Origin of the sequence: Bacillus sp. RZ2MS9 (genome assembly GCF_001816185.2) — a bacterium.
Classification (GTDB): Bacteria; Bacillota; Bacilli; order Bacillales; family Bacillaceae_G; genus Bacillus_A; species Bacillus_A cereus.
On record NZ_CP049978.1, the window covers coordinates 2317646 to 2341030 of the forward strand.

The window sequence follows — 23385 nt, forward strand, 5'->3', positions numbered from 1 at the left end:
GAGAAGCCTCATTTTTTTATTTGTAAACTTTATGAATTACTTTTCTAACCAAATTAATTATCCGACCTGAAAAATACTTATACTTGCAGATACATTTGTTAAAGAGCCACCATCACTATTTGAGAGAGTGATAGTACCTGCTGAAGAGGTGTTATTTATTAAAGTCAATGTTGAAGGAACAACTGTTACGGTAAAAGCAGCAGTACCTTGATTTATTGTATGTGGTGACCCCGTACCAAAACGTCCACCTGAAATTGGTGTACCATTTAGTTGGAGGGAGAATTGGTTTTCGCGAGAAGCTTGTAATTGAAACTCTGCTACATATGTTCCTAGTGTATTAATTATAATGTTTCCAGTACCTGTGATGTGGCTAAGGGCAGTTCCTGTTATAGGTCCATTTGTGTTAAAAGTAACACTACTTCCTACTGCAATTGATTGGTTAGTAGTATCAAAAACATATAGATAGTTTGTTAATCCTACACTAGCCGCCCCGGTAGGCCCAGTGGAGCCAGTAGAACCAGTAGGCCCGGTGGAACCAGTGAAGCCAGTAGGCCCGGTGGAACCGGTGAAGCCAGTAGGCCCGATGGAACCAGTGAAACCAATGGAGCCAGTAGATCCAGTGGAACCGGTAGCCCCGGTAGCTCCAGTAGCCCCAGTAGCCCCAGTAGCCCCGGTAGTCCCAGTGGAGCCAGTAAGTCCAGTGGAACCGGTAGGTCCAGTAGGTCCAGTGGAACCGGTAGGTCCAGTAGGTCCAGTGGAACCGGTAGGTCCAGTAGGTCCAGTGGAACCGGTAGGTCCAGTAGGTCCAGTGGAACCGGTAGGTCCAGTAGGTCCAGTGGAACCGGTAGGTCCAGTAGGTCCAGTGGAACCGGTAGGTCCAGTAGGTCCAGTGGAACCGGTAGGTCCAGTAGGTCCAGTGGAACCGGTAGGTCCAGTAGGTCCAGTGGAACCGGTAGGTCCAGTAGGTCCAGTGGAACCGGTAGGTCCAGTAGGTCCAGTGGAACCGGTAGGTCCAGTAGGTCCAGTGGAACCGGTAGGTCCAGTAGGTCCAGTGGAACCGGTAGGTCCAGTAGGTCCAGTGGAACCGGTAGGTCCAGTAGGTCCAGTAGGTCCAGTAGGTCCAGTAGCCCCGGTAGATCCAGTGGAACCAGTAGCCCCGGTAGTCCCAGTGGAGCCAGTAAGTCCAGTGGAACCGGTAGGTCCAGTAGTCCCAGTAGTCCCAGTAGTCCCAGTAGTCCCAGTAGTCCCAGTAGCTCCAGTAGCCCCAGTGGAACCAGTAGGTCCAGTAGGTCCAGTGGAACCGGTAGGTCCAGTAGGTCCGGTAGCTCCAGTAGCCCCGGTAGTCCCAGTAGTCCCAGTGGAACCGGTAGGTCCAGTAGGTCCGGTAGAGCCAGTAGCCCCAGTAGAGCCAGTAAGTCCAGTGGAACCGGTAGCCCCGGTAGAGCCAGTAGCCCCAGTAGCCCCAGTAGCCCCAGTAGCCCCAGTAGCCCCAGTAGCCCCAGTAGCCCCAGTAGCCCCGGTAGTCCCAGTGGAGCCAGTAAGTCCAGTGGAACCGGTAGAGCCAGTAGGTCCGGTAGCTCCAGTAGTCCCAGTGGAACCAGTAGGTCCAGTGGAACCGGTAGCTCCAGTAGCCCCGGTAGCTCCAGTAGGTCCGGTAGCTCCAGTAGCCCCGGTAGTCCCAGTAGTCCCAGTGGAACCGGTAGGTCCAGTAGGTCCGGTAGAGCCAGTAGCCCCAGTAGAGCCAGTAAGTCCAGTGGAACCGGTAGTCCCAGTAGGTCCAGTGGAACCGGTAGTCCCAGTAGGTCCAGTGGAACCGGTAGTCCCAGTAGGTCCAGTGGAACCGGTAGTCCCGGTAGCTCCAGTAGCCCCGGTAGCTCCAGTAGCCCCGGTAGTCCCGGTAGAGCCAGTAAGTCCAGTGGAACCGGTAGTCCCAGTAGGTCCAGTGGAACCAGTGGAACCAGTGGAACCAGTGGAACCAGTAGCTCCAGTAGAGCCAGTAGCCCCAGTAGTCCCAGTGGAGCCAGTAAGTCCAGTGGAACCGGTAGAGCCAGTAGCCCCGGTAGTCCCAGTGGAACCAGTAGGTCCGGTAGCTCCAGTAGAGCCAGTAGCCCCAGTAGGTCCAGTGGAACCGGTAGCTCCAGTAGGTCCGGTAGAGCCGGTAGCCCCAGTAGGAGAATGTGGGAGAATAATACGGTTAATATCTAAAAGTGAAAAGTTAATGAACATATCTTTGTTTTGATAATCTATCGAAATCACCTCACTAGCATGTTTAAAGAAATAGTAAAGTAATAATTTTTATAGGTATTTCATTTCTATATTATTAATGCAACTTATTTTGGAAACAGTAAATAGCTATCATGACTATAGGGTATTAATTTTTAACCTAAATTTTAATAAAACCTTTATAAAGATAAAGAGCGCTTTTAAAGGCGCTCTGAGACAAGTTTCATGTTGAAAAAGGGAATTGAGGATATTATGTGCATACTGTTTTAGAATGTTGTAAATTTTTAATTAAAAATAAAAGGATCTTATAAAAATTTAAAATTTGTATTATTAGATAGTCACCATACAATAAAATATGCTTTTTTGATATAAATGTGTGTCAAATTTACCAAAATATATTTTGGCATGCATAAGAAAATTAAAATACTTTGTTAGCAAATAATAGCGGCTTCAGTGACAGATGGTAGAAAGAGTTTATGTGGTATTGTAATAATTTCAAGCGTAATTTGCGCTGAATATAGGAGTATTTGAGTTAAATCTAAAGCGAGTGTTAAAAGTATTATGAAGCTTGTAAGAATTACAAAACTACCCCAAAAGAAACTTTTTGAAGTGTTGCGGAAATCTTTTATTAAGGAAAAGAAAGAAAAAGATGCGGTAACAATAAGAATGAAAATTTTATGCTTATCAGACATTATAACCCTCCCAAAGAACAGTAATTTACATTATACTGTATTTTTCAATATTATTATAAAAAGATTTTAAAGTGAATGATAAGAAAAAAATAAAGCCATAACTTAAGACATTAGTTTAGGTTCTATTGTTTGAATACTTTGTTTTAGAAGGTATATAATCTGAAATTGAAAATTTTCCAAATGAATTGCCATTTTTTATTTCTAATCCAACATCAGGTACTCAATGAAATGGTATGAAAGATTATAGGCTGGTGATACGACATTAAATAAGAGGAATTTGCGCGCAGCAAGAGTCCTAGCTCAGATTTCTACTAGAGAAAAATATTTAGTTGGAGTTGATATGTTAATAAAAAACGGATGGATGTGGAAACTAAATATTCATGACATTAAGGATAAAGGTCAGGAAATATAATTTGGTATTCTGGGAATAACCGGAGGTCCGTAGTTAAAGTTGCATAGAATTTGTATTTTGTTTCTAATTTTTCAATTGTTGTTAAGTGATGAGAACCTAGTCCACGCTGTACACTATGTTGAGAAAGAGTCGGCCCAATTTGTAATTTTCGTTTTTTCATTGCATCGTTCCATGGACTATAAAAAAATTTAAAAATAAAAGCAGGTTCCATGTAAATGCTATAAGGATAATGCGAACCATGTCTCCCGACTCTATAGTTCCCGTGCGAATTATTGTGAATTAATCTACCGTTAAGATATAGTTGGTTTGGATTAGGTTGAATTATTATGCCGTGATAACGTTGTTTAACAAGCGGAGAGCTATATCTTGGATTAGTGTAGCCATGAGTCGGTTCGTCAATCATCATAATCATTCTTATTGAAAACATATTGCCACCCATAGTGCTAAGTGATTTGAAAAATTGTTCTTTATTATAACAGCACAGGAATTCTGTCGTATTCAATACCATTTTCCATCCTGTAATTTCTCTTTCAATTTCCATAACTTCTTGATCAACTAAATAAGCATCAAATTCGAGTGATTTTGAGTTTCGTATTTCCCAATTAGGAGCGAATGTTTTACAGATTTCAACTGAACGATCAGTGGATCCACGATTAATAAGAATGCCATGATCAAATAGCTTTGTATGGTGCATTAACCACCATGGAAGTAAATATTCTTCATTGTAAAAATGAGAAATTAAAGTAGTCTTAATCAAAATCACCTCCGTATTTAACCTGTTTCTTATTTAATATGATATGGAAGGAAACCTATTGTTAGAAGGTTTCCTCTTAAAAGCTTTAAACCACATAGGGTATGTGGATGGATTAGTATATAAAGTAGTCTGATTGATAAAGAGTGGTATTAAAAAGTACAAAATCTAAAATGAGCATCGAATTAGTGTATAACGATTGAAACAGCACTGAAAACTAATAAAACAGCCATAATGATGTTGAATAATTGGTTATGTTTTACTAATATTTTTTGGAATATTGAACCAAATAAACTCCAACTAAATGTACTTAGTAAACCGACTATACCTAGAAATAATGAGAAAAGCAGAAAACTTGAATATGAATTGTAGTAGGGGAGTATGAAAGTCGATACTACAGTCAGTCCGAATAATATCCCTTTAGGATTAACGAATTGAAGAGAAATCCCCACAGTGAATAAGTTTTTATTATCTTTTTCAACGGGATTCGTACTGCTTTTACTAGTAAGTATTTTAATAGCTAAATATAACATATACGCTACACCTAAAATTTTTAAAGGGAATTCGATTATGGGTAAGATATTAAGTAGTACAACATTAAAGAAACTACATAAAGAAGTGAGGATGAAAAAACCAAAAGCTACTCCGAAGCAAAAGTTTATGCTTCTCTTTAATCCATGTTGATTTGCGTATGTCATAGCTAAGAAATTGTTAGGACCAGGTGTGAAGCTACTTATAAATACAAATAACAAAAAAGAAAATATAGGCATTTGACCCCCCCTAATTATTTTTGTATGTTATAATGACCGAAAAGAACAATATAACGTGTGCTTTTTATTATACATAACAGTCGTTATATTGTATATAGTGTGGGAGTGTTTTTTATGGAAGAAATTCAACTTATACTAGCGAAAAATTTAAAAACTATAAGAGAAAAAGAAAAATTAAGTTTGGAAAAAGTTTCCCAATTAACAGGTGTGAGTAAAACGATGATTGGACAAATTGAAAGAGGAGAATCAAGCCCGACACTAACAACAATATGGAAAATTGCAAATGGCTTGAAAGTTTCTTTTACCTCTTTAATCAACAATCCTCAGCCTGATACGAAAGTGATTTTAAGAAAAGATATTCAAGCATTGTCTGAAGACAATGGAAAATATAAAGTGTATCCTTCTTTTCCTTTTCAAGATGATAGACATTTTGAAATGTATACAGTAGAAATAGAAACAGAAGGGAAATTAAGTTCAGAAGGGCATAAAGAAGGCGCAGAAGAATTTATTACGGTATTTGAAGGTGAATTGACAGTAGAAGTGAATAACTGTCAATATACATTAAATAGTGGAGATTCAATTCGTTTTAAGGCCGATAGATCACACTCTTATTATAATTTAGGGGAATCTTTGACTCGATTAAGCATGACCATTTATTATCCAACTGCATAAGTTTACATTTATAGTAACAAAAGATAAAACCATCTTTAAGAGATGGTTTTTATTTTTTATTACTCACAAAAAAAGACACTCATCTGAGTGTCAACATAGTATTGCTCTCGCGTATAGGATTGGAGTACGTTTCTCAAATACGTATTGAGATGGTTCGTAAAAAAGAAACTGTCTTCATATTTAATGTAACATCGGTGGAAGTCAGTGTAAATTGATAATATATATACGGAAAATTTAGTATAGATAGTTTCTACTATGAATATAGTGCAATTTGTTCTTTAATGCGCCACCACTTTTATGAAATAATTGGGAGGTTCTTATCATGACAGACTTAGTATTTAATAATGTTTATTAGAAAAAGAATGAATCATTTTTAAATCGATTCGTATAATTGTTAGAGAGGCACCTGTTGAACCACCTCCAACCAAATTAACGATGTATAATACGCCGAATAATTGAAGTGAAATTGTAGTATCGGCAATTAAATTATTGTTATAATTTGAAGTTGATATAGCGGGAGAAAAAATAGAACCAGGAAGTGGAGTAGAAGCGTTTAATAGTAGTTTTGTTCCAGCGAGTAGAGCAGTTGTCGTATTAACTTGATAGGTTAAATGATATCTTCTGGTTACAGGAATTGTAAATATATCGTTTGAGGCGTTAACTGTAAAATTACCGAGGCTTTGGTTATTAGAAAGAGGAATATTAGTTCCGCCTAATATCACAGTGATGGGATCACCTAATTTATTATTAGCGAACATAGAGTTTGTTGTAACTATTGACCCAGTATTTCTGGTAGGTTCAGTAAGTCTGTATGGAAGAATAATTTCAAGAGTCGTTGATACTAGTTTTTCTATTCTTTTTTCATTTTTATCTTGAGTATAAATTACCTCATTTTTAAATGAGAATGCAATAAGTTTCGTGTTTTTGGAATGGGACTATCATTTTATTATATTAATAGGAGTTATAGCAACGGTAAAATGTTTAATAACTGTATGAATCATTTGGAAAGAAAAAAGAATAGTTATGAAAGCATTTCTTAATAATAGACTCATACTTATGTAAGTTAATTAAAAATATGTGGAATGAGGAATTAAATTGAAGCGGAATGATAAATTATCAATAAATAAAGGTAAGATAGAACCTGAGAATATTGGACCTACATTTTCAGCTCTTCCACCAATATATATTCCAACAGGAGAAACGGGAGCAACAGGAGCAACAGGAGAAACGGGAGTAACAGGACCAACGGGAGTAACGGGAGCAACAGGACCAACGGGAGCAACAGGACCAACGGGAGCAACAGGAGCAACAGGAGAAACGGGAGCAACAGGACCAACGGGAGCAACGGGAGTAACAGGAGCAACGGGTGTAACGGGAGCAACAGGAATAACAGGAATAACGGGAGTAACGGGAGTAACGGGAGTAACGGGAGCAACGGGATCAACAGGAACAACGGGAGTAACGGGAGTAACGGGAGCAACAGGAGCGACAGGAGTAACGGGAGCAACAGGAGCGACAGGAGTAACGGGAGCAACAGGAACAACAGGTCCTACTGGGGGGATTGGCCCTATAACAACAACTAATTTGCTATATTACACGTTTTCAGATGGAGAGAAACTTATATATACAGATGCAGATGGCATAGCTCAATATGGTACAACGAATATACTATCACCTACTGAGGTTTCATATGTAAATTTGTTTATCAATGGAATTCTGCAACCACAACCATTCTATGAAGTTAGTACTGGTAAACTAACTTTATTGGATAACCAACCACCATCGCAAGGTTCTTCAATTATTTTACAATTTATTATTATTAATTAAAAAAGACAGATTCTTAATGTGAAAAGGAATCTGTCTTTTTTGTTCTGAATTACATTCGGTAACATTAAGTGACGATAAATTCAATTGTAATTGGAATTCCGCCGTCTAATGCATCCCCACCAGGAATTGTAATAGCACCAGTAGGACCAGTAGTAACACTGGAGTTCACGCTTGGTTGAAGAATACCGTTCACATATAAGTTGTAATACGTGAAAGTCGGAAAAGCGGTTGCAGTAGTACCCGCATCGTTTAAACAAGCTGTGGCAGCAATTGCAAAAGCCGCACCTGTACCTGTGCCGGCTCCTAGTGTAGATGTAAATCTTCTAGATGCCATAAATGGTTGAATGATAGGCAATTAATTTTCACTCCTTACAATATTTTATTAGAACGAAGTATAAAATAACTTGTCCACTATATTGTATGAGAGTTTTTTATAATAGAAACGGCTTCCCCTTTAAAAGGGGAGCCCAATTTTAGTAAAGAAGTGTTCTTTATGTATATGAAAAAATGATGTTGTTACTTGCGGAATATATGTAAATCGTAAATTCGGTTTTTGTATTCAAATTAAAATGTGTCTTTGAACCTAAGAGATAAACGTGGAAAAATAAAATAAACTCTTAAGTTTAGGTATTTAATCTAAGCAGTCAATTATTAAAAACATATAATTAATATGTGAGTCATGAACATAATTAAATAGCGTTTGCAAGTTTAATTATATTTCATGTTTCCTATTTTAAGTCAATATATAACACATACTCTTTTACAACTTTATGATCCTTATAATAGGAAAAACTCAAATATAAAACAAGTAAGGAGGACATAAATGACAAGTAATAATTGTTTCGGTCATAACCACTGCAATAATCCGATTGTTTTCACTCCAGAGTGTTGTAACAATCCACAAACAGTTCCGATTACTAGTGAGCAATTAGGTAGATTAATTACTTTACTAAACTCTTTAATTTCGGCTATTGCAGCGTTTTTTGCAAATCCAAGTGATGCAAACAGATTAGCTTTACTCAATTTGTTTACTCAACTATTGAACTTACTAAATGAATTAGCACCTTCTCCAGAAGGGAATTTCTTAAAACAATTAATTCAAAGTATTATTAATTTACTACAATCTCCTAACCCAAATCTAAGTCAATTACTTTCTTTATTACAACAATTCTACAGTGCTCTTGCACCATTCTTCTTCTCTTTAATTATTGACCCTGCAAGTTTACAACTTTTATTAAACTTATTAACTCAATTAATTGGTGCTACTCCAGGAGGCGGCCCAACAGGTCCAACAGGTCCAACAGGTCCAGGAGGCGGAGCAACGGGAGCAACAGGAGCAACGGGAGCAACAGGAGCAACGGGAGCAACAGGAGCAACGGGAGCAACAGGAGCAGGAGTAACAGGAGCAACAGGAGCAACAGGATTAACAGGTCCAACGGGAGCAACAGGCCCAACAGGAGCAACAGGAGCAACAGGTCCATCAGGAGTAACAGGAGCAACAGGCCTAACAGGAGCAACAGGAGCAACAGGAGCAACAGGAGCAACAGGTCCAACAGGAGCAACAGGTCCAACGGGGGCAACAGGTTTAACTGGTGCAACAGGCTTAACAGGAGCAACAGGTGCAACTGGTGGCGGAGCTATTATTCCGTTTGCTTCAGGTACAACACCAGCAGCATTAGTTAATGCGTTAGTAGCTAATACAGGAACTCTTCTCGGATTTGGATTTAGTCAGCCTGGTATAGCGTTAACGGGTGGAACAAGTATCACATTAGCATTAGGTGTAGGTGATTATGCATTTGTAGCACCACGCGCAGGAACTATTACGTCATTAGCAGGTTTCTTTAGTGCAACAGCAGCATTATCTCCATTATCACCTGTTCAAGTGCAAATACAAATATTAACTGCACCTGCAGCAAGCAATACGTTTACAGTACAAGGTGCACCTCTATTATTAACACCAGCATTTGCCGCAATAGCGATTGGTTCTACAGCATCAGGAATCATACCTGAAGCTATTCCAGTAGCAGCTGGGGATAAAATACTGTTATATGTTTCATTAACAGCAGCAAGTCCAATAGCTGCAGTTGCTGGATTTGTAAGTGCAGGTATTAATATCGTTTAATTTGTTACAATGTTTAGTAGGAAATTAAACAGGGGTTTGTATATAGTCCTTCCTAATAAATTTAGGAAGGACTATATTTTTTAGGAAAATAAGTAATAAATTAATTGAACAATTACTCTTTGTTAAGTTCGTATAAAAAAGTATAATTTACCCTTTCTCATTTAAGTAATAAGTTATGTAACTTTAAAAATTTCCAATCAGTAAAAAAAGATGAATTCTTTTAAAAAAGAATTCATCCATAAGATAAACTATTTATTTTTATTACAGTTACATCCTTTTTTCTTTACATAGCCTTGCTCCGCTAAGTCTCTTTGCGATTGGGAATTGGAAGATTGAGAATTGGAAGATTGAGAGGATGCTGAAGAGCTACTATTTTTATTATAAGAGTAGTTTTTTCGATAGTTATAATTACTCATAGTACTATCACCTCCAATTTAATATATAAATATTATATGTATGTCCACTATCAATTGTTACTATTTTTAATAGGAAGAGAAGATACAATAAAAAAATCTCCTTGGTATTTTCCTAGGAGATAAATGATGATTCTTTTGAAAATTTACAAATTAATAGCCCCAGTAAAGAGGGAAGTAATAAGAATCTTGGTGATGCGGATTATGTTGTTGAGCGAGGGGCTGGGTTGGATAATTTTTCATTTCACGGTTTTGATTGCAGTTTGACGGAGGACCAATTACAGTAGTTGATTGAATAGGGGAAACCGCTTGTTTCCATTGTTGTTCATTGAGGCAGTAAGTATGTGCCATCATATGAGCAGGAGTTAATCTTAAAATATCAGAACCGAAAATAACTTCTGGCGCTGGAGCATTGAAAATAGCTAATAAATGAGTATTATTTGCTGTAGCAATTTCATAATGCCACCACGCTTGTGGAATGTTGGCAACTTGCCCGGGTTTTATCGGTAAGTTTAATATTTGATTCGTAAATGGATTAAGTAAAGAAACAACAGCAGCCCCTGAAATACAATAAACAAGTTCAGCTGCATTTTGATGAATATGTGGTTCTACAACATTTCCTGTACTTAAATAAATATCTAATAAAGAAGTATTTTCTAAAGTATTTAATTGTTTAATACCAAGTACATTTATATAATTTTGGGCATCTTTCCGAAAAAAATTACTTTTATTTACATCATAAGTAAAATTGGTTGAGGGGGAGGTATAGTCGATGTTGGCAGTCAATTGTATTACCCGCCTTTCTATAGGTAAGTTAGGTTACAAAATTAGGATATGTGTCTAGTCTTTGTTTTGTGCTGTTGTCGGTAGCTTAATAAATTCACTTATTCCATAAAGAATAAGGTGTTAAGACCAAACTATATTCGTATTCCCATTCATACTTTGGATTGATGGAAAAAAGTAATGAAAATGTTAATTTAAAATTACATCAATCATTTATAAGGAGTGAATGTTCATGTCATTTAGTGAAATGATTAGAAATGAAGTACTCAGCTGGGCGGGTGTTTCTGAAAAACCGCATCGATTTGGTGGTATTGAAATAAATTATGGCAAGAAAGAACTTGGCCATCTTCATGGTGATAAATTAGCTGATTTACCATTTCCGAAGTTAAAGCGAGATGAATTAGTGAAGCAAGGCTTGGTAAAACCACATCACGTATTACCTGAATCAGGATGGATCAGTTATTATTTAAAGAGTGAAGAGGATATTCCATTTGCAATTGAGTTATTTCGTATGCAATATGATCGAATTAAAAAGTAATGAAATAAAGTAGGATAATAAAAATTTATTTTTATGTCACATCCCTCCTTAATCGTTCGTCTTGTATGTAGAACGATTAAGGAGGGATTTTATTATGAATACATTTGATATAGCAATTGTTGGCGGTGGGCTTGCTGGATTAACAGCATCTATATATTTAGCGAAAGCTGGAAGGAAAGTGATTGTATTAGAAAAGTCCAGTCAATTCGGTGGCCGAGGGATGACTACAAATAAAAATGGAATCTGCATGAATCTTGGTGCACATGCTTTATATAGAGGCGGGGCAGCGTTTATAACTTTTAATGAGCTTGGTATGACTCTTCCAGGTGGAATACCATCTACAAAAGCACATGGAATATGGAAAGGGGATATATTCACTATCCCAACAGATTTTTACTCAATTTTATCAACACCACTACTTTCTTGGTCTGCAAAAGTACAATTCTCACGTCTTATGATTCGTTTAGGAAATTTAGATGTAGGAGAAGTTCCGAAAATGAGTCTAACTACATGGGCAGAAAATGAAATAAAAGATCCAATGGTTCGCAATATATTTTATGCGCTATGCCGAACAACAACATATACGTTTGCTCCTACAATACAATTAGCATCATCTGTACTAAAGCAAATACAGCTTTCTATAAAAGAGGGAGTGCTTTATGTAGATGGTGGTTGGGAGACGATAATAACAAAATTAAGAGCTATAGCGAATGATATCGGGGTGCAGTTTTTGGCTAAAAAGCATGTTGTGGAAATTGAGCATTCCGAAGGTAAACAAAGAATACATTGTGTTGATGATGAGGTTTTTGAAGTAGGCGCAGTCATCGTGACGACTCCGCCGAAAGAAGCTTGTAAAATAATAAAAGGTGCAGAAGGAACAAGTTTGCATAGATGGAGTGAACAATCTGTACCGGTTACTGTTGCTGCATTAGATATTGGCTTGAGACAATTACCCAATCCTACACATCAATTTGTATTAGGATTAGATCAACCTATATTTTTCACAAATCAATCGAGAGCAGCTAAATTAAGTGAAGATGGATCAATTGTAGTGAGTCTAATTAAGTACTATAATCCTGTACTCGAGATGAATCATATTCGTGATGATAAAGAACAGTTGGAAAGTACGATGGAGTTGTTACATCCAAATTGGAAAAGAGAAGTTGTTGCACAGCAATATTTACCGAAAATAACAGTAGTACATGATTTTCCTCATATTGACCGTGTTGAAAAAGCGGGCCCTAATATACCTGAAATGCCAGGTGTTTATGTTGCAGGAGATTGGGTAGGGCATGATGAAGTATTAGCTGATGCTGCGGTAGCAAGCGGGAAGCGTGCAGCATTATACATTTTAAAGCAATATGAAAGTGAGGCAGTTCATCATGGAAACGGAGCAGTTATATGAAGCGTATCAACCATTATTATTTTCGTTAGCATACAGAATCCTTGGGAGTGTTATGGATGCTGAGGATATCGTTCAGGATGTATTTATCTCGCTAAATAATATAGAAGATCCTCAATCTATAGAAAATATGAAAGCATATTTATGTAAGATGGCGACAAATCGTTCAATTGATAAATTACGATCGGCAGCGCATAAACGTAACGTGTATGTAGGGATGTGGTTGCCAGAGCCAATTGTAGAAGAGAGTGATGAGCCATCAAAGTCATTTATAATGAAAGAATCCCTTTCCACCGCATATTTATTACTTTTACAACAATTATCTGAGGTAGAAAGGATTGTTTTCATATTAAGAGAAGTTTTCAGTTATGAATACGAAGAAATAGCTTCAATTGTTGATAAGAGTAGTGTAAACTGCAGGAAGATCTTTCAACGTGCACGAAAAAGCATGTTGGAGAAACCGAAGCAATCAAAATTAAGCACGGAGAAAATGGCTTCTTATGTTGAAAAGTTTGTATCATCATTACAGTGTGGGGATGCGGAAGGTATGTTAGAAGTATTAAAAACAGATGCTATACTCAAAGCTGATGGTGGTGGTAAAGTTACGACTGCGATTAACCCGATTTATTCTGCGGATCGAATTATACGTTTGTTCTTTGGGATTGCACAACGATTGACAGAAGAGTACACTGTTGATTTCAAAATGGTCAATGGTATACCAGGAGTTATAGTTACAATAAATAATAAAGTAACTTATGTTCTTTCGTTTGTATTTGAGGATGAGAAAATTTCAAATATTTATATGATGGTTAACCCTGAAAAACTTATGCATTTAAATGTAAAAATATAAAAAAGCGCATTTCTTCAGAAATGCGTTTTTTATTATTTTTCTAACATTTCAAGAGGTACATCTTTTTCGCCAGCTACCTCAAATTTAATTTCCCCGTCTTCTTCATAAATACGTGTAATAATCGGTATAGTAATCATTAATTTTTTATGCTGCTTTCGTTTTCTAGCAGCATCTAAGCTAATCACGTTCATTTGTAAGCATCCTTTCTTCTGGAAATATATAGACAAAGAAAATGCGTCCGAAAAGGGCGCTTAATTGAATTTGAAATACCGATTCATTTAAATGGGGTTTATATAATTTAATAACTGCAATTTTAATATGAAATAATATAAATGGAATAATTGCACGTAGAAATTAACTTTACCAAAAAACGAAACAATATGCTATAAAAAAATTCAAATCTTTGTCATATAATAGGAAAAAGGTCTTTGTTTCGCATATAATGAAAGTAGACGGGCAGCAAGAGCTTTTTCATCATATTGCTTTGGAAAGGCGATGAAAAAAATGGATACGTTAGATTCATTATTATTTCAACTTGAACAATATGGAGAAGAGCATGATCGAAATAAAAAAACACGGGAAGAAAAATTACGGAATATTACTCGTGAGATGGGGCAATTTTTATCAATTTTAGTAAAAGGGTGTAGCGCAAAAAACATTTTAGAAATCGGAACTTCTAATGGCTATTCTACATTGTGGTTAGCTAATGCGGTAGAAGAAACAAATGGAAATGTAACAACTGTAGAGCTTTCTTCAGAACGAGTTGGAGAGGCACTTGTCAATTTTGAAAAGGCAAACCTTTTACAAAGGATTGATGTTCATAATCAAGAAGCAGGGGCATTTTTAGATGCGCAATTAGATCATTCATTTGATTTTATTTTCCTAGATTCAGAGCGTACGCAATACATGTGGTGGCTTGAGCATATAAAACGCATTTTACAACCAAAGGGTTTTCTTGTTGTTGATAACGCAACCTCTCATGCAAATGAATTAGCCGAGTTTAAAAAAATGATAGAAGAAGATGAAATGTTTGAAACGGTGTTATTGGCATTTCAAAATGGAGCATTCGTAGCGCGCAAGAAGAAATAGGAGTGAGCGCAATATAATTATCACATTGAAAAAGGGTGTATGTCAAAAGATTGAGTACAGAAGGATAGGAGAACATAATTTATAGTAACATACGAAGAATCCGCCTTCAGCATGTCGTTCTCTAGGTCTTAAGTCTGAGGAAAATTATGTTGTTTACAGGTATACTTATAGTAAGAAACAGGGAATGACTGCATAAACAGGCATTTCTAAAAAAATCGATTTCAAGCAATCAGAATGTATATGAAATACGATATAATAGATGAAATATAGTGCATATAAATTCGCACATATAAATAAAGGAGCGATTTTGTTGACTGAACTCGAGAAAAAAGAACCTGTATCGATCGTGAAAGATAATAATGTAGAAGTAGTAGTTGATACAGTTATAAAAGATGCAGAATTAGAGGAACTGAATAAAGAAGCTGATCTTTATGTACAAAAGTTAAATAGCGAGCAAAATACAGATTTATCAAAAGTATTGTCTCAGCTAGGAGATTTAGGAGATAAAGAGCAACAAGCAGCAGGACAAACGTTGTCAGCATTAAAACGTCCTGTAACAGCGATGATGAATGGAAAGAACGAAGAAATTCCAAATACATTGTTAGAATTACGAAAAGTGGTATCAGAACTTGATCCGAATTCATTAAAAGCAAGTGGTATGAAGAAAATTATGTTTAAAGTATTCAAGAAAAATCCACTTGAAACATACGTGCATAAATATCAATCTATAGATAAGCAAATTGAGGAGATTATAAGATCCCTTCTAATTGGTCGTGACAACTTACAAGAAGATACAGTTGGTCTTGAAATGCTTAAAGAGCAATCGCATGATAAAATTCACGCTCTTGATAAGCAAGTATACTTAGGGAAAAAACTTGCTGGCATGCTGGAAGCTGAGAAACAAAATCCAGAACGTCAAAGAGATATTCCATTAATTAACGATGCGTTAGAAAAGATACTTGTACGTACACGTAATATGCAGCAAGCGAAAAGTGTTTTATTACAATCTATCGCATCTGTAGACATTATTAAGAAAAATAATGAAAAGTTAACAGAGGCAATTCGTAATGCAATTACGATGACGCAAAACGTTGTAACGGTTTCAGCTGCTATTCAGTTAGCGTTAACAAATCAACGGAAAACAATCGATGCAGTGAATGCGACAAATGAAGCAATTGAATCGATGGTATTAAGTAATTCTCAAGCGTTAAAACAAAATACAGAAGAAACGACAAAATTGCTTGAAAACCCTGCTATTAGCATGGATAAATTACGTGAATCATTCCAAAATGTGTTCGCTGCAATTGAAGCATCTGAAAAATCGTCAGAACGTATTATCGAGTCAAGTAAGAAGTTCGTTATTGAACTAGACACATTTAATGATGAGATGAAGCAGAAACTCATTCAGCGTCCAAGGAAATAACGGATTATTAGAGGAGGTGAACAAATGAGTTTCATTCAAACAGTATTATTACTACTCGGTACATTGCTTTTAATAGCATTTACTGTCGTTGTTTTAGTCGTATATTTCGGACGGAAGCTGTATTTTTCATGGACGAAGCCATATAAAAGAGCGCAAGATTCTTTAGACAAGTTATCAAACAAATCAATACCGTTTCTACAAGAATTTACACAACATCCACTGTTTTATCGCTGGATTCGCACTGAAGGAAAGAAAGAACAAAATACATTAAATACTCTATTTTGTGCATCAGGTCAACGTACGAGAGAACAAGTCTTCTCGATGTTACCGAAAGAAAAGCAGAAAAAAGTGCATGTAATGGCAAAAACTACGAAAAAGCTTACGAATGAAGATATTGATGTAGCTGCGATGAAAGTGAAAGATTTCTTAAGACAAGAGACACAGCAAACTGTAAAACCGACAGACTTATCATTTTACAAATTGTATTTTTATGACCGTTATCCAGACGCATTAAATACAATTCAAGCGTATAAACGCTCAATAAATCCTTCATTACAAAGAACGGTTGATGATATTACAATTTCAGTATTGAATGCACTTCCGTACTATCAAGAGCAACGCATGTTTGAACAACAACATAAACTTGAAACGTTCTTAATGAAAGATTTAACGGCCATGTTATCGTTGGTAGTACAATTACCACCTTCACAAAGACCAGAGAAAGAAGAAGAACTGAAAATCTACTTGGAAAATTTCCAAAAAGAAATGGAAGTAGTAGAGCGAGATATTCGCGACTCAATTGATCACGATTTAAATGTGAAGATGAGAGCAGCGACTGAGAAGTTTAAGAATAAATAACAAAAAGCGCCTTAAAAGCTAAGTATCACAGCTTTAGGGCGCTTTTTGTTATGAGATTTTATTTTGCACTAACGGTAGTATGACTAGAAGCCACACTTTCATTATGCAATCGATCAACTGCAGTTACGACATACGTATACGTTTCTCCAGAAATAGCGGTTTTATCTACATAAATTTCTCCAAGTGTTGTTTTTCTTACAGTAGTAAGTAAATTTTTCGGATTTTGTATATCCACTTCATTTTTCCCATTCGCGCGGTAAATAGCGTAATAAGCAGAATCATTATCTCTATTGTCAATGATGCCAATTGCAATACCTTCATTTCTTGGAATGGCACCTTTTAAAGTCGGTTGTTTTGGTGGATCATGATCAATCCAAGGCATAGGCGGGATTAATGCAGGATGTTTATATATGTCTTTTGAGAGTCTATCTTTAACTCCAAGTGGATTGTTATTAATATCTTTTAAGCTAAAATGCATACTACCTTTTATTTCAGGATATAGCCGGTTTAATGCAATTTGTCTTGGATATTCTTCTGGATCAGACCAAGCAGGGACGGAGTTATTATTAATTTTATAGGCCGCTTGACCGATGTATAGGTGAATCGGTTTGTTATTTGTTTCTTTAACCCACCAATCTACTAATATGTCATATGCAGCTGGGGTGAAACCTATATTCCAATATATTTGCGGTGTAATGTAGTCAATATATCCTTTTTGTATCCACTCACGTGTGTCAGCATAAAGGTCATCATAGTTTCTTTGGCCTGCGGTTGTGTTAGAGCCAGTCGGATCGTCAGCTATATTTCTCCATACGCCGAACGGACTAATGCCAAACTTTACATATGATTTTTCTTGTTTTATAGCAGTATTTAAATCTTTTACAAGTTCATTTACATTGTTACGTCGCCAATCTTCTATATTTGTAAATCTACCGTTATTATATGTTTCGTACGTTTTCTGATCTGGAAATTCTTCACCGGCTACTTTATATGGATAAAAATAATCATCCATATGCAGCGCATCAATATCGTAATTTTGCACGATTTCTAAAGCACCTTCTGTTATAAATTTTTTCACTTCTGGAATACCGGGATTGTAATATAACTTTCCGCCATAAGGGACAACCCAATTGGGATGTTGCCTTGCAGGGTGATTATTTGATAATCGATTTATATCGGTGTGATTCATCGTTATTCGGTATGGGTTAATCCAAGCGTGGAATTCTATATTTCTTTTATGAGTTTCTTCAATCATAAATGCAAGCGGGTCATAACCAGGATCTTTTCCTTGTGTTCCTGTAATGTATTCAGACCAAGGACCGTAATTTGAAGGATAGAAAGCATCAGCGGTTGGTTTAATTTGTACAACAACTGCATTCATACCAGTGCTTTTTACATCGTCTAATAATCTTATAAATTCTTGTTTCTGTTTTTCAATGGGTAAGCCAGTTTTTGAGGGCCAATCAATATTCAGAACAGATGCAATCCATACAGCACGTAATTCATGTTTTTTGTATGCAGTATTTACTTCAGCATAAGTAGAGTGAGGGGGAATGAAAGAGAAAGGGATGAACAAGATGACGATACAACATATCATTAATAAACGTTTAACGATCATTTATACGCCTCCCTATCATATGATTATTTAAAATAATATAGGAGGCGAGGTTGACTTTGCAATAGAGAAAATTGCATATTGAAACATTAATTTAATAGGAAAAATATTTTTAATGAAATTTACTTTCATTATAACTAAATTCATTTACTACTTCATATGCTTGTTAGTAAAGTGAAACTTCCTTTCATTTGAAGGGTAATAAATTATAAGTATAGGAGGATTAATAAATGAAAGTTTTGTTCGTCTGTTCTGGAGGAATGTCCAGTGCAATTGTTGTAAACGCTTTAAAAAAAGAAGCGGAGAAAAATGGTGTGAACATGGAAGTGCATGCAATTGGAACGAATGAGGTAGAGGAAGAAGTAAAGAATGGCTGGGATGTCGTAATGGTGGCACCTCAAATAAGACACCGATTTGACTCTGTAAAAAAATTTGCAGAGGAGGAATCTATTCCGTGTGGCATCATTCCACCGCAAGCATACACGCCACTTGGAGGCCCGACTTTATTAAAAACTGTAAATGAATTAATTAGTTAGGAGGAAGCGTTATGAATAAGTTTGTCACGTTTCTTGATAAAAACTTATCTGGCCCGATGGCAAGGCTTTCTGAGCAGAGGCATCTACAAGCAATCCGTGATGGAGTTATTTCGGCGTTACCATTTATTATAGTAGGAAGCTTTTTTTTAATAGTAGCATTTCCACCACTGCCGAAAGATAGTTTCATATCGGTTTGGGCATTAAAGAATCAAACAAGTATATTGATACCATATCGTTTAACTATGTTTATTATGTCCTTATATATAGCATTTGGAATAGGATATAATTTAGCGAAAAGTTATAAATTAGATGCTTTATCAGGAGCACAGCTTGCGGTATGTTCACTACTTTTAACATTAACGCCTGAGTTAATTGATAAAAAAGGATTCATGCTTCCGATGACAAATCTTGGAGGTCATGGATTATTTGTGACGATGATCGTCTCTATTTTATCAGTTGAGATTTTAAGGTTTTGTAAGAAGAATAACGTAACGATAAAAATGCCAGAACAAGTACCACCGTCAGTATCACGTTCATTTGAAGCACTTATACCTGCAGCATTCGTTATTATTATGATGAGTCTTATTACAGTCGTTTTTAAAGTTGATTTACATTACGTTGTAGATAAACTAGCCGCACCGTTAGTAAAAGCTGGTGATAGTTACTTTGGCGTTATTATACCTGTATTTTTAATTACGTTTTTCTGGTCTTTCGGGATACACGGAGTATCAGTTGTAGGTACTGTGGCAAGGCCACTTTGGGATGTGTATTTAGGAAAGAACGGTGAAGCTGTAGCAAGTGGAGCGAGTCATTTTCCGTTTATTGCACCAGAACCGTTTTATCAATGGTTTATTTGGATTGGTGGTTCGGGCGCAACGTTAGGGCTTGTGTTAGCTATGATTGTATTTGGTCGATCAAAATATTCGAAAGCATTATCGAGAACGTGTATTGTTCCGGGGATTTTTAATATAAATGAACCGGTTATATTCGGTTTGCCGATTGTATTAAATCCAATTTTAATTATTCCTTTCGTCATTACCCCGTTAGTAACAGCTACTATAGCGTATGCTGCAACCGCAATGGGATTTGTAACACCAACGCATATTATGCCGCCATGGACATTACCTGCTCCAATTGGTGCATATTTAGCAACAGGTGGAGATTGGCGTGCGATTGTATTAGTTTTTATAAATATAGCAATATCGTTCCTTATTTATTTACCATTCTTTAAAATGTACGACAAAAATATGCTTGAAATCGAAAAGAATGGTGACGGAGAGTCGGTTAATCCTTAATCTGCATGCTGTTATTTTGAGTGATAGACTTTTTGTCTATCACTTCTTTCACATTAAAACTAGAAAGGGGGAAATAGAATGAATATAAAATTTAGTTATAAAGGTGTGTTTTTATTACTATTTGGAGTGATTTGTGCAAATTTACTTTTTGTCCCTTTATTAGGCATGCTAAATTTATCACAAATGCATAGTATTTGGCTCGTTACAAGTATTGCGGCAAGCGTTTTGCTTACGGTAGTTGTTTCTTTCATTGATGGATCGTTTGCATCGAAAGCTCAGTTGTTTTTTAGATTTATATTGTTTTCGATTGGTTGTACGTTGGTTACTTACATGATTGTTTTTTAGTAAATAGGAGGTCATGCATGTTATGTATGTTGCAGGGGTAATGTCCGGTACTTCGTTAGACGGAATAGATGTAGCACTCGTTCATATAGATGGAAGCGGTGTAGATTCTAAAGTTGAACTCATCCATTTTACTACTGTGCCATTTTGTAATGATATGAAAAATGATATCCAGCAGGCATTATCAATAGAAAATTCAAATGTACAACTTATATGCAGTTTGAATTTTAAACTCGGTTTACGCTTCGCAAACGCTGTAAAGAAAGTTTGTAAAGAGGCCAATTTTCCTTTGAGACAATTAGATTTAATTGGTTCTCACGGACAAACGATTTATCATCAGCCACAGCAAGATGGAGGTATGATTCCTTCTACATTACAAATTGGAGAACCAGCAATTATAGCGTATGAAACGAATACGACGGTTATTTCTAATTTTCGAACGATGGACATGGCAGCTGGAGGACAAGGAGCACCACTTGTACCATATTCAGAGATTATTTTATATCGTCACCAAACTAAAAATAGACTACTACAAAATATCGGCGGGATTGGTAATGTGACTGTAATACCAAGTCAACTAAGTGAGAAAAGCGTTATAGCATTTGATACAGGTCCAGGTAATATGGTAATGGATGAAGTATGTCAAAGGTTGTTTCAGTTGTCATATGATCAAAATGGTAACATTGCAAAACAAGGAGTAGTTGTAGAAGAGGTTTTGACATATTGTATGAATCATCCATTTTTGAAAATGAATCCACCGAAATCAACTGGTAGAGAACAGTTTGGAGAAGAATTTGTCAGTGAGTTATTAAAGCGGTTTGAAAAGCATAGTAAAGAAAATATATTGACGACTGTCACAAGGTTTACAGCAAGTTCAATTGTTTATCATTATAAGGAGTTTATTCTGCCGTATTATGAAATCGATGAGGTAATTCTAGGTGGTGGCGGAAGTTATAATGATACACTTGTAGAAATGATACGGCATGGATTGAAAGAAGAAAAATGTGCATTATTCCTTCAAGAAGATATAGGCTATTCTTCAGAAGCGAAGGAAGCAATCGCCTTTGCCATTTTAGCAAATGAAACATATCATCGTAATCCGAGTAATGTGCCGAGCGCAACAGGTGCAAAGGAATCTGTAGTTTTAGGGAATATAACATTCCCTCCAATTTGAAATGAATGAGGCGAATAGATGAAATATATGATTGGAGTAGACGGCGGGGGAACAAAGACAGAAGCAATTGCATTTGATAAAGACGGAAATGAACTTGTAAGAGCTACAAGTGGTTTTGGAAATATATTAATAGATTTTGAAGAAGTTCTTGTGCATATTATGGAGGTGATTGATCAATGCCAGAAAGGTGTATTAAATGGGCATTGCGTTTGTATTTGTTTAGGATTAGCGGGTGTAAGTGGAGTAAATACGAATGAATTAACATTACGTCTAAAGAAGAAGTATGGAACACCAATTGAAGTTTTTAATGATGCGATGATTGCACATGCAGCTGTTTTAAAAGGAAAAGATGGAATTTTAACAATTGGCGGCACAGGTGCAATTTGTCTTGGAAAGAAAGGAGAAGTGTACGAGTATAGTGGTGGATGGGGACATATTTTAGGAGATGAAGGAAGCGGATATTGGATTGCATTACAAGGTTTAAAAAGAATGGCGAATCAATTTGATCAAGGAGTTGCACTTTGCCCATTAAGCTTAAGGATTCAAGATGAATTTCAACTTTTGACGTCGTCTCATATAAAAAGACTAGTTTATAGTTCTTCAAAAGATAAAGTTGCAGCAATCGCGCCATTAGTTATTCAGAAAGCGAGAAATGGGAATGATGATGCACGTGAAATTATCTTGCAAGCTGGAAAGGAATTGGCAAGGATTACAGTAAATGTTTATAACAAGTTGAACTTTAAGCACTCAACGCCAATTGCAGTAAGTGGCAGTATATTGCGTTTAGTTCCTGAAATATTTGCTGTATTTAAGAAATGCTGTGAAGAAAGTATGAAAGAAATTACATTCGTATCACAAGCAGAAATGGCAGTGAAAGGAACATATTATTTAATGAGGGATATATATTTTTAAAAATAGCGTATGAGAATTTTTGTATGATTTGTAAATATATGATGTTAAAATGTATAAAGGGAAGTGGATAAAAAAGTACAATATACATAGTTCATGAATATTGTATAAGTACTTCCATGTAGAAAGTGAATGATTATATGATTAATAGTATGCAGTTTTTGTATTTGGTCGCTTCTTATTTATTTGGGAACATATTGACCGCTTATATAGTAACGAAATGGAGATATAACGTTGATATCCGAGATGAAGGAAGTGGGAATCCCGGCGCAAGAAATATGGGGCGTGTATATGGAAAAGGATATTTCATCGCTACATTTTTAGGTGATGCAATTAAAGGGGCAATCGTAGTTTCTATTGCAAAATACCTTTTTGGAGATTCTACATTTGTAATGTTAGCTTTACTAGCTGTTTTACTGGGACATATTTATCCAATTGTATTTAAAGGCAAGGGCGGAAAAGGCATATCAACATTTATTGGAGGATTAATCGCATTTGATTATTTGATAGCGCTTACTCTTGTTGCTGTTTTCATTATATTTTATTTAATTTTTAAAGGGTTTAATAAGCCAGGGTTAATTACAATTGCTTGTTTACCAGTTTGCATGATTTTGTATTCTTATTCTATTATTACGACTATTTTAAGTGCTTTTATCATTGTGCTTATTTTATATGTAAATCGAGACTGA

24 protein-coding genes and 2 pseudogenes are annotated in these 23385 nt (G+C 36.1%); 15 read left to right on the forward strand and 11 right to left on the reverse strand.

Annotation, left to right across the window (positions count from 1 at the left end; all coding sequences use genetic code 11):
• Positions 1-57 precede the first annotated feature (57 nt).
• The 5 genes and pseudogenes from BHV55_RS27880 to BHV55_RS11990 form a co-directional block, all read right to left on the reverse strand.
• A pseudogene (locus BHV55_RS27880) lies at positions 58-1011 on the reverse strand (collagen-like domain-containing protein); the annotation flags it as partial.
• Positions 1012-1692: 681 nt separating this feature from the next.
• Positions 1693-2226 (reverse strand): annotated as a pseudogene (locus BHV55_RS27885) (collagen-like protein); the annotation flags it as partial.
• A gap of 428 nt (positions 2227-2654) precedes the next feature.
• On the reverse strand, positions 2655-2915 hold the full coding sequence (locus BHV55_RS11980; protein ID WP_070758085.1) for a hypothetical protein: 261 nt from the start codon (positions 2913-2915) through the stop codon (positions 2655-2657).
• A gap of 386 nt (positions 2916-3301) precedes the next feature.
• Positions 3302-4084 carry a glycosyltransferase family 2 protein gene (locus BHV55_RS11985; protein ID WP_000598285.1) on the reverse strand — a complete coding sequence of 261 codons (783 nt, stop codon included), beginning with the start codon at positions 4082-4084 and terminating at the stop codon, positions 3302-3304.
• A gap of 179 nt (positions 4085-4263) precedes the next feature.
• The gene (locus tag BHV55_RS11990; RefSeq protein ID WP_001121281.1) at positions 4264-4848 is read right to left on the reverse strand and encodes a LysE family translocator; all 585 of its coding nucleotides are present in this window, start codon (positions 4846-4848) and stop codon (positions 4264-4266) included.
• A 57-nt stretch (positions 4849-4905) separates the two neighbouring features.
• Here BHV55_RS11990 and BHV55_RS11995 point away from each other — a divergent pair, with 57 nt between their 5' ends.
• Positions 4906-5520: a helix-turn-helix domain-containing protein gene (locus tag BHV55_RS11995; protein WP_100240153.1), complete on the forward strand. Its 615-nt coding sequence runs from the start codon at positions 4906-4908 to the stop codon at positions 5518-5520.
• A 338-nt stretch (positions 5521-5858) separates the two neighbouring features.
• Here the strand turns inward: BHV55_RS11995 and BHV55_RS12000 are convergent, their stop codons facing one another.
• Positions 5859-6431 (reverse strand): BclA C-terminal domain-containing protein, encoded by a 573-nt coding sequence (locus BHV55_RS12000; protein WP_070758087.1) that lies wholly within the window; start codon positions 6429-6431, stop codon positions 5859-5861.
• 184 nt (positions 6432-6615) lie between these two features.
• On the opposite strand from BHV55_RS12000, the gene BHV55_RS12005 reads away from it, so the two are divergent.
• Positions 6616-7347 (forward strand): DUF4183 domain-containing protein, encoded by a 732-nt coding sequence (locus BHV55_RS12005; protein ID WP_070758089.1) that lies wholly within the window; start codon positions 6616-6618, stop codon positions 7345-7347.
• Between the two features lie 64 nt (positions 7348-7411).
• Here the strand turns inward: BHV55_RS12005 and BHV55_RS12010 are convergent, their stop codons facing one another.
• Positions 7412-7702, reverse strand: coding sequence for a DUF4183 domain-containing protein (locus BHV55_RS12010; RefSeq protein ID WP_001121647.1), 291 nt, complete (start codon positions 7700-7702; stop codon positions 7412-7414).
• A gap of 468 nt (positions 7703-8170) precedes the next feature.
• On the opposite strand from BHV55_RS12010, the gene BHV55_RS12015 reads away from it, so the two are divergent.
• Entirely contained in the window at positions 8171-9469 is a 1299-nt protein-coding gene (locus tag BHV55_RS12015; protein ID WP_070758091.1) for an exosporium glycoprotein BclB-related protein, read from the forward strand.
• Positions 9470-9717: 248 nt separating this feature from the next.
• Here BHV55_RS12015 and BHV55_RS12020 read toward each other — a convergent pair whose 3' ends face one another.
• On the reverse strand, positions 9718-9885 hold the full coding sequence (locus BHV55_RS12020) for a hypothetical protein (protein ID WP_002094006.1): 168 nt from the start codon (positions 9883-9885) through the stop codon (positions 9718-9720).
• 150 nt (positions 9886-10035) lie between these two features.
• Entirely contained in the window at positions 10036-10668 is a 633-nt protein-coding gene (locus tag BHV55_RS12025; RefSeq protein WP_048568162.1) for a cupin domain-containing protein, read from the reverse strand.
• A gap of 229 nt (positions 10669-10897) precedes the next feature.
• On the opposite strand from BHV55_RS12025, the gene BHV55_RS12030 reads away from it, so the two are divergent.
• The 3 genes from BHV55_RS12030 to BHV55_RS12040 all read left to right on the forward strand — a co-directional run bounded on the left by BHV55_RS12030 (position 10898) and on the right by BHV55_RS12040 (position 13455).
• Positions 10898-11203, forward strand: coding sequence for a luciferase domain-containing protein (locus BHV55_RS12030; RefSeq protein ID WP_000010319.1), 306 nt, complete (start codon positions 10898-10900; stop codon positions 11201-11203).
• Between the two features lie 94 nt (positions 11204-11297).
• Positions 11298-12608 carry a phytoene desaturase family protein gene (locus tag BHV55_RS12035; RefSeq protein WP_061113326.1) on the forward strand — a complete coding sequence of 437 codons (1311 nt, stop codon included), beginning with the start codon at positions 11298-11300 and terminating at the stop codon, positions 12606-12608.
• Entirely contained in the window at positions 12586-13455 is an 870-nt protein-coding gene (locus BHV55_RS12040; RefSeq protein WP_000447144.1) for a sigma-70 family RNA polymerase sigma factor, read from the forward strand. Before BHV55_RS12035 ends, BHV55_RS12040 begins: the two co-directional genes overlap by 23 nt.
• A gap of 32 nt (positions 13456-13487) precedes the next feature.
• Here BHV55_RS12040 and BHV55_RS12045 read toward each other — a convergent pair whose 3' ends face one another.
• Positions 13488-13646, reverse strand: a complete 159-nt coding sequence (locus tag BHV55_RS12045; protein WP_001100984.1) for a hypothetical protein — start codon at positions 13644-13646, stop codon at positions 13488-13490.
• A 304-nt stretch (positions 13647-13950) separates the two neighbouring features.
• Here BHV55_RS12045 and BHV55_RS12050 point away from each other — a divergent pair, with 304 nt between their 5' ends.
• From BHV55_RS12050 to BHV55_RS12060, 3 genes are all read left to right on the forward strand, one after another.
• The gene (locus BHV55_RS12050) at positions 13951-14544 is read left to right on the forward strand and encodes an O-methyltransferase (RefSeq protein WP_002005067.1); all 594 of its coding nucleotides are present in this window, start codon (positions 13951-13953) and stop codon (positions 14542-14544) included.
• Between the two features lie 310 nt (positions 14545-14854).
• Positions 14855-15967, forward strand: coding sequence for a toxic anion resistance protein (locus tag BHV55_RS12055; RefSeq protein WP_000137396.1), 1113 nt, complete (start codon positions 14855-14857; stop codon positions 15965-15967).
• 24 nt (positions 15968-15991) lie between these two features.
• Positions 15992-16825: a DUF3974 domain-containing protein gene (locus tag BHV55_RS12060; protein WP_000008378.1), complete on the forward strand. Its 834-nt coding sequence runs from the start codon at positions 15992-15994 to the stop codon at positions 16823-16825.
• Between the two features lie 58 nt (positions 16826-16883).
• On the opposite strand, the gene BHV55_RS12065 is transcribed toward BHV55_RS12060, so the two are convergent.
• On the reverse strand, positions 16884-18443 hold the full coding sequence (locus BHV55_RS12065) for a glycoside hydrolase family 10-like protein (RefSeq protein ID WP_070758093.1): 1560 nt from the start codon (positions 18441-18443) through the stop codon (positions 16884-16886).
• 227 nt (positions 18444-18670) lie between these two features.
• Here BHV55_RS12065 and BHV55_RS12070 point away from each other — a divergent pair, with 227 nt between their 5' ends.
• From BHV55_RS12070 to plsY, 6 genes are all read left to right on the forward strand, one after another.
• Positions 18671-18976, forward strand: coding sequence for a PTS sugar transporter subunit IIB (locus BHV55_RS12070; RefSeq protein ID WP_000865907.1), 306 nt, complete (start codon positions 18671-18673; stop codon positions 18974-18976).
• Between the two features lie 11 nt (positions 18977-18987).
• A complete protein-coding gene (locus BHV55_RS12075; protein WP_001032295.1) occupies positions 18988-20271 on the forward strand; it encodes a PTS sugar transporter subunit IIC in 1284 nt (427 codons plus the stop codon).
• Between the two features lie 78 nt (positions 20272-20349).
• Positions 20350-20616 carry a hypothetical protein gene (locus BHV55_RS12080; protein WP_001021966.1) on the forward strand — a complete coding sequence of 89 codons (267 nt, stop codon included), beginning with the start codon at positions 20350-20352 and terminating at the stop codon, positions 20614-20616.
• 22 nt (positions 20617-20638) lie between these two features.
• A complete protein-coding gene (gene anmK / locus BHV55_RS12085) occupies positions 20639-21787 on the forward strand; it encodes an anhydro-N-acetylmuramic acid kinase AnmK (protein ID WP_048568159.1) in 1149 nt (382 codons plus the stop codon).
• 18 nt (positions 21788-21805) lie between these two features.
• Positions 21806-22699: a BadF/BadG/BcrA/BcrD ATPase family protein gene (locus BHV55_RS12090; RefSeq protein WP_070758095.1), complete on the forward strand. Its 894-nt coding sequence runs from the start codon at positions 21806-21808 to the stop codon at positions 22697-22699.
• Positions 22700-22836: 137 nt separating this feature from the next.
• On the forward strand, positions 22837-23385 hold the full coding sequence (gene plsY / locus BHV55_RS12095) for a glycerol-3-phosphate 1-O-acyltransferase PlsY (RefSeq protein WP_070758097.1): 549 nt from the start codon (positions 22837-22839) through the stop codon (positions 23383-23385).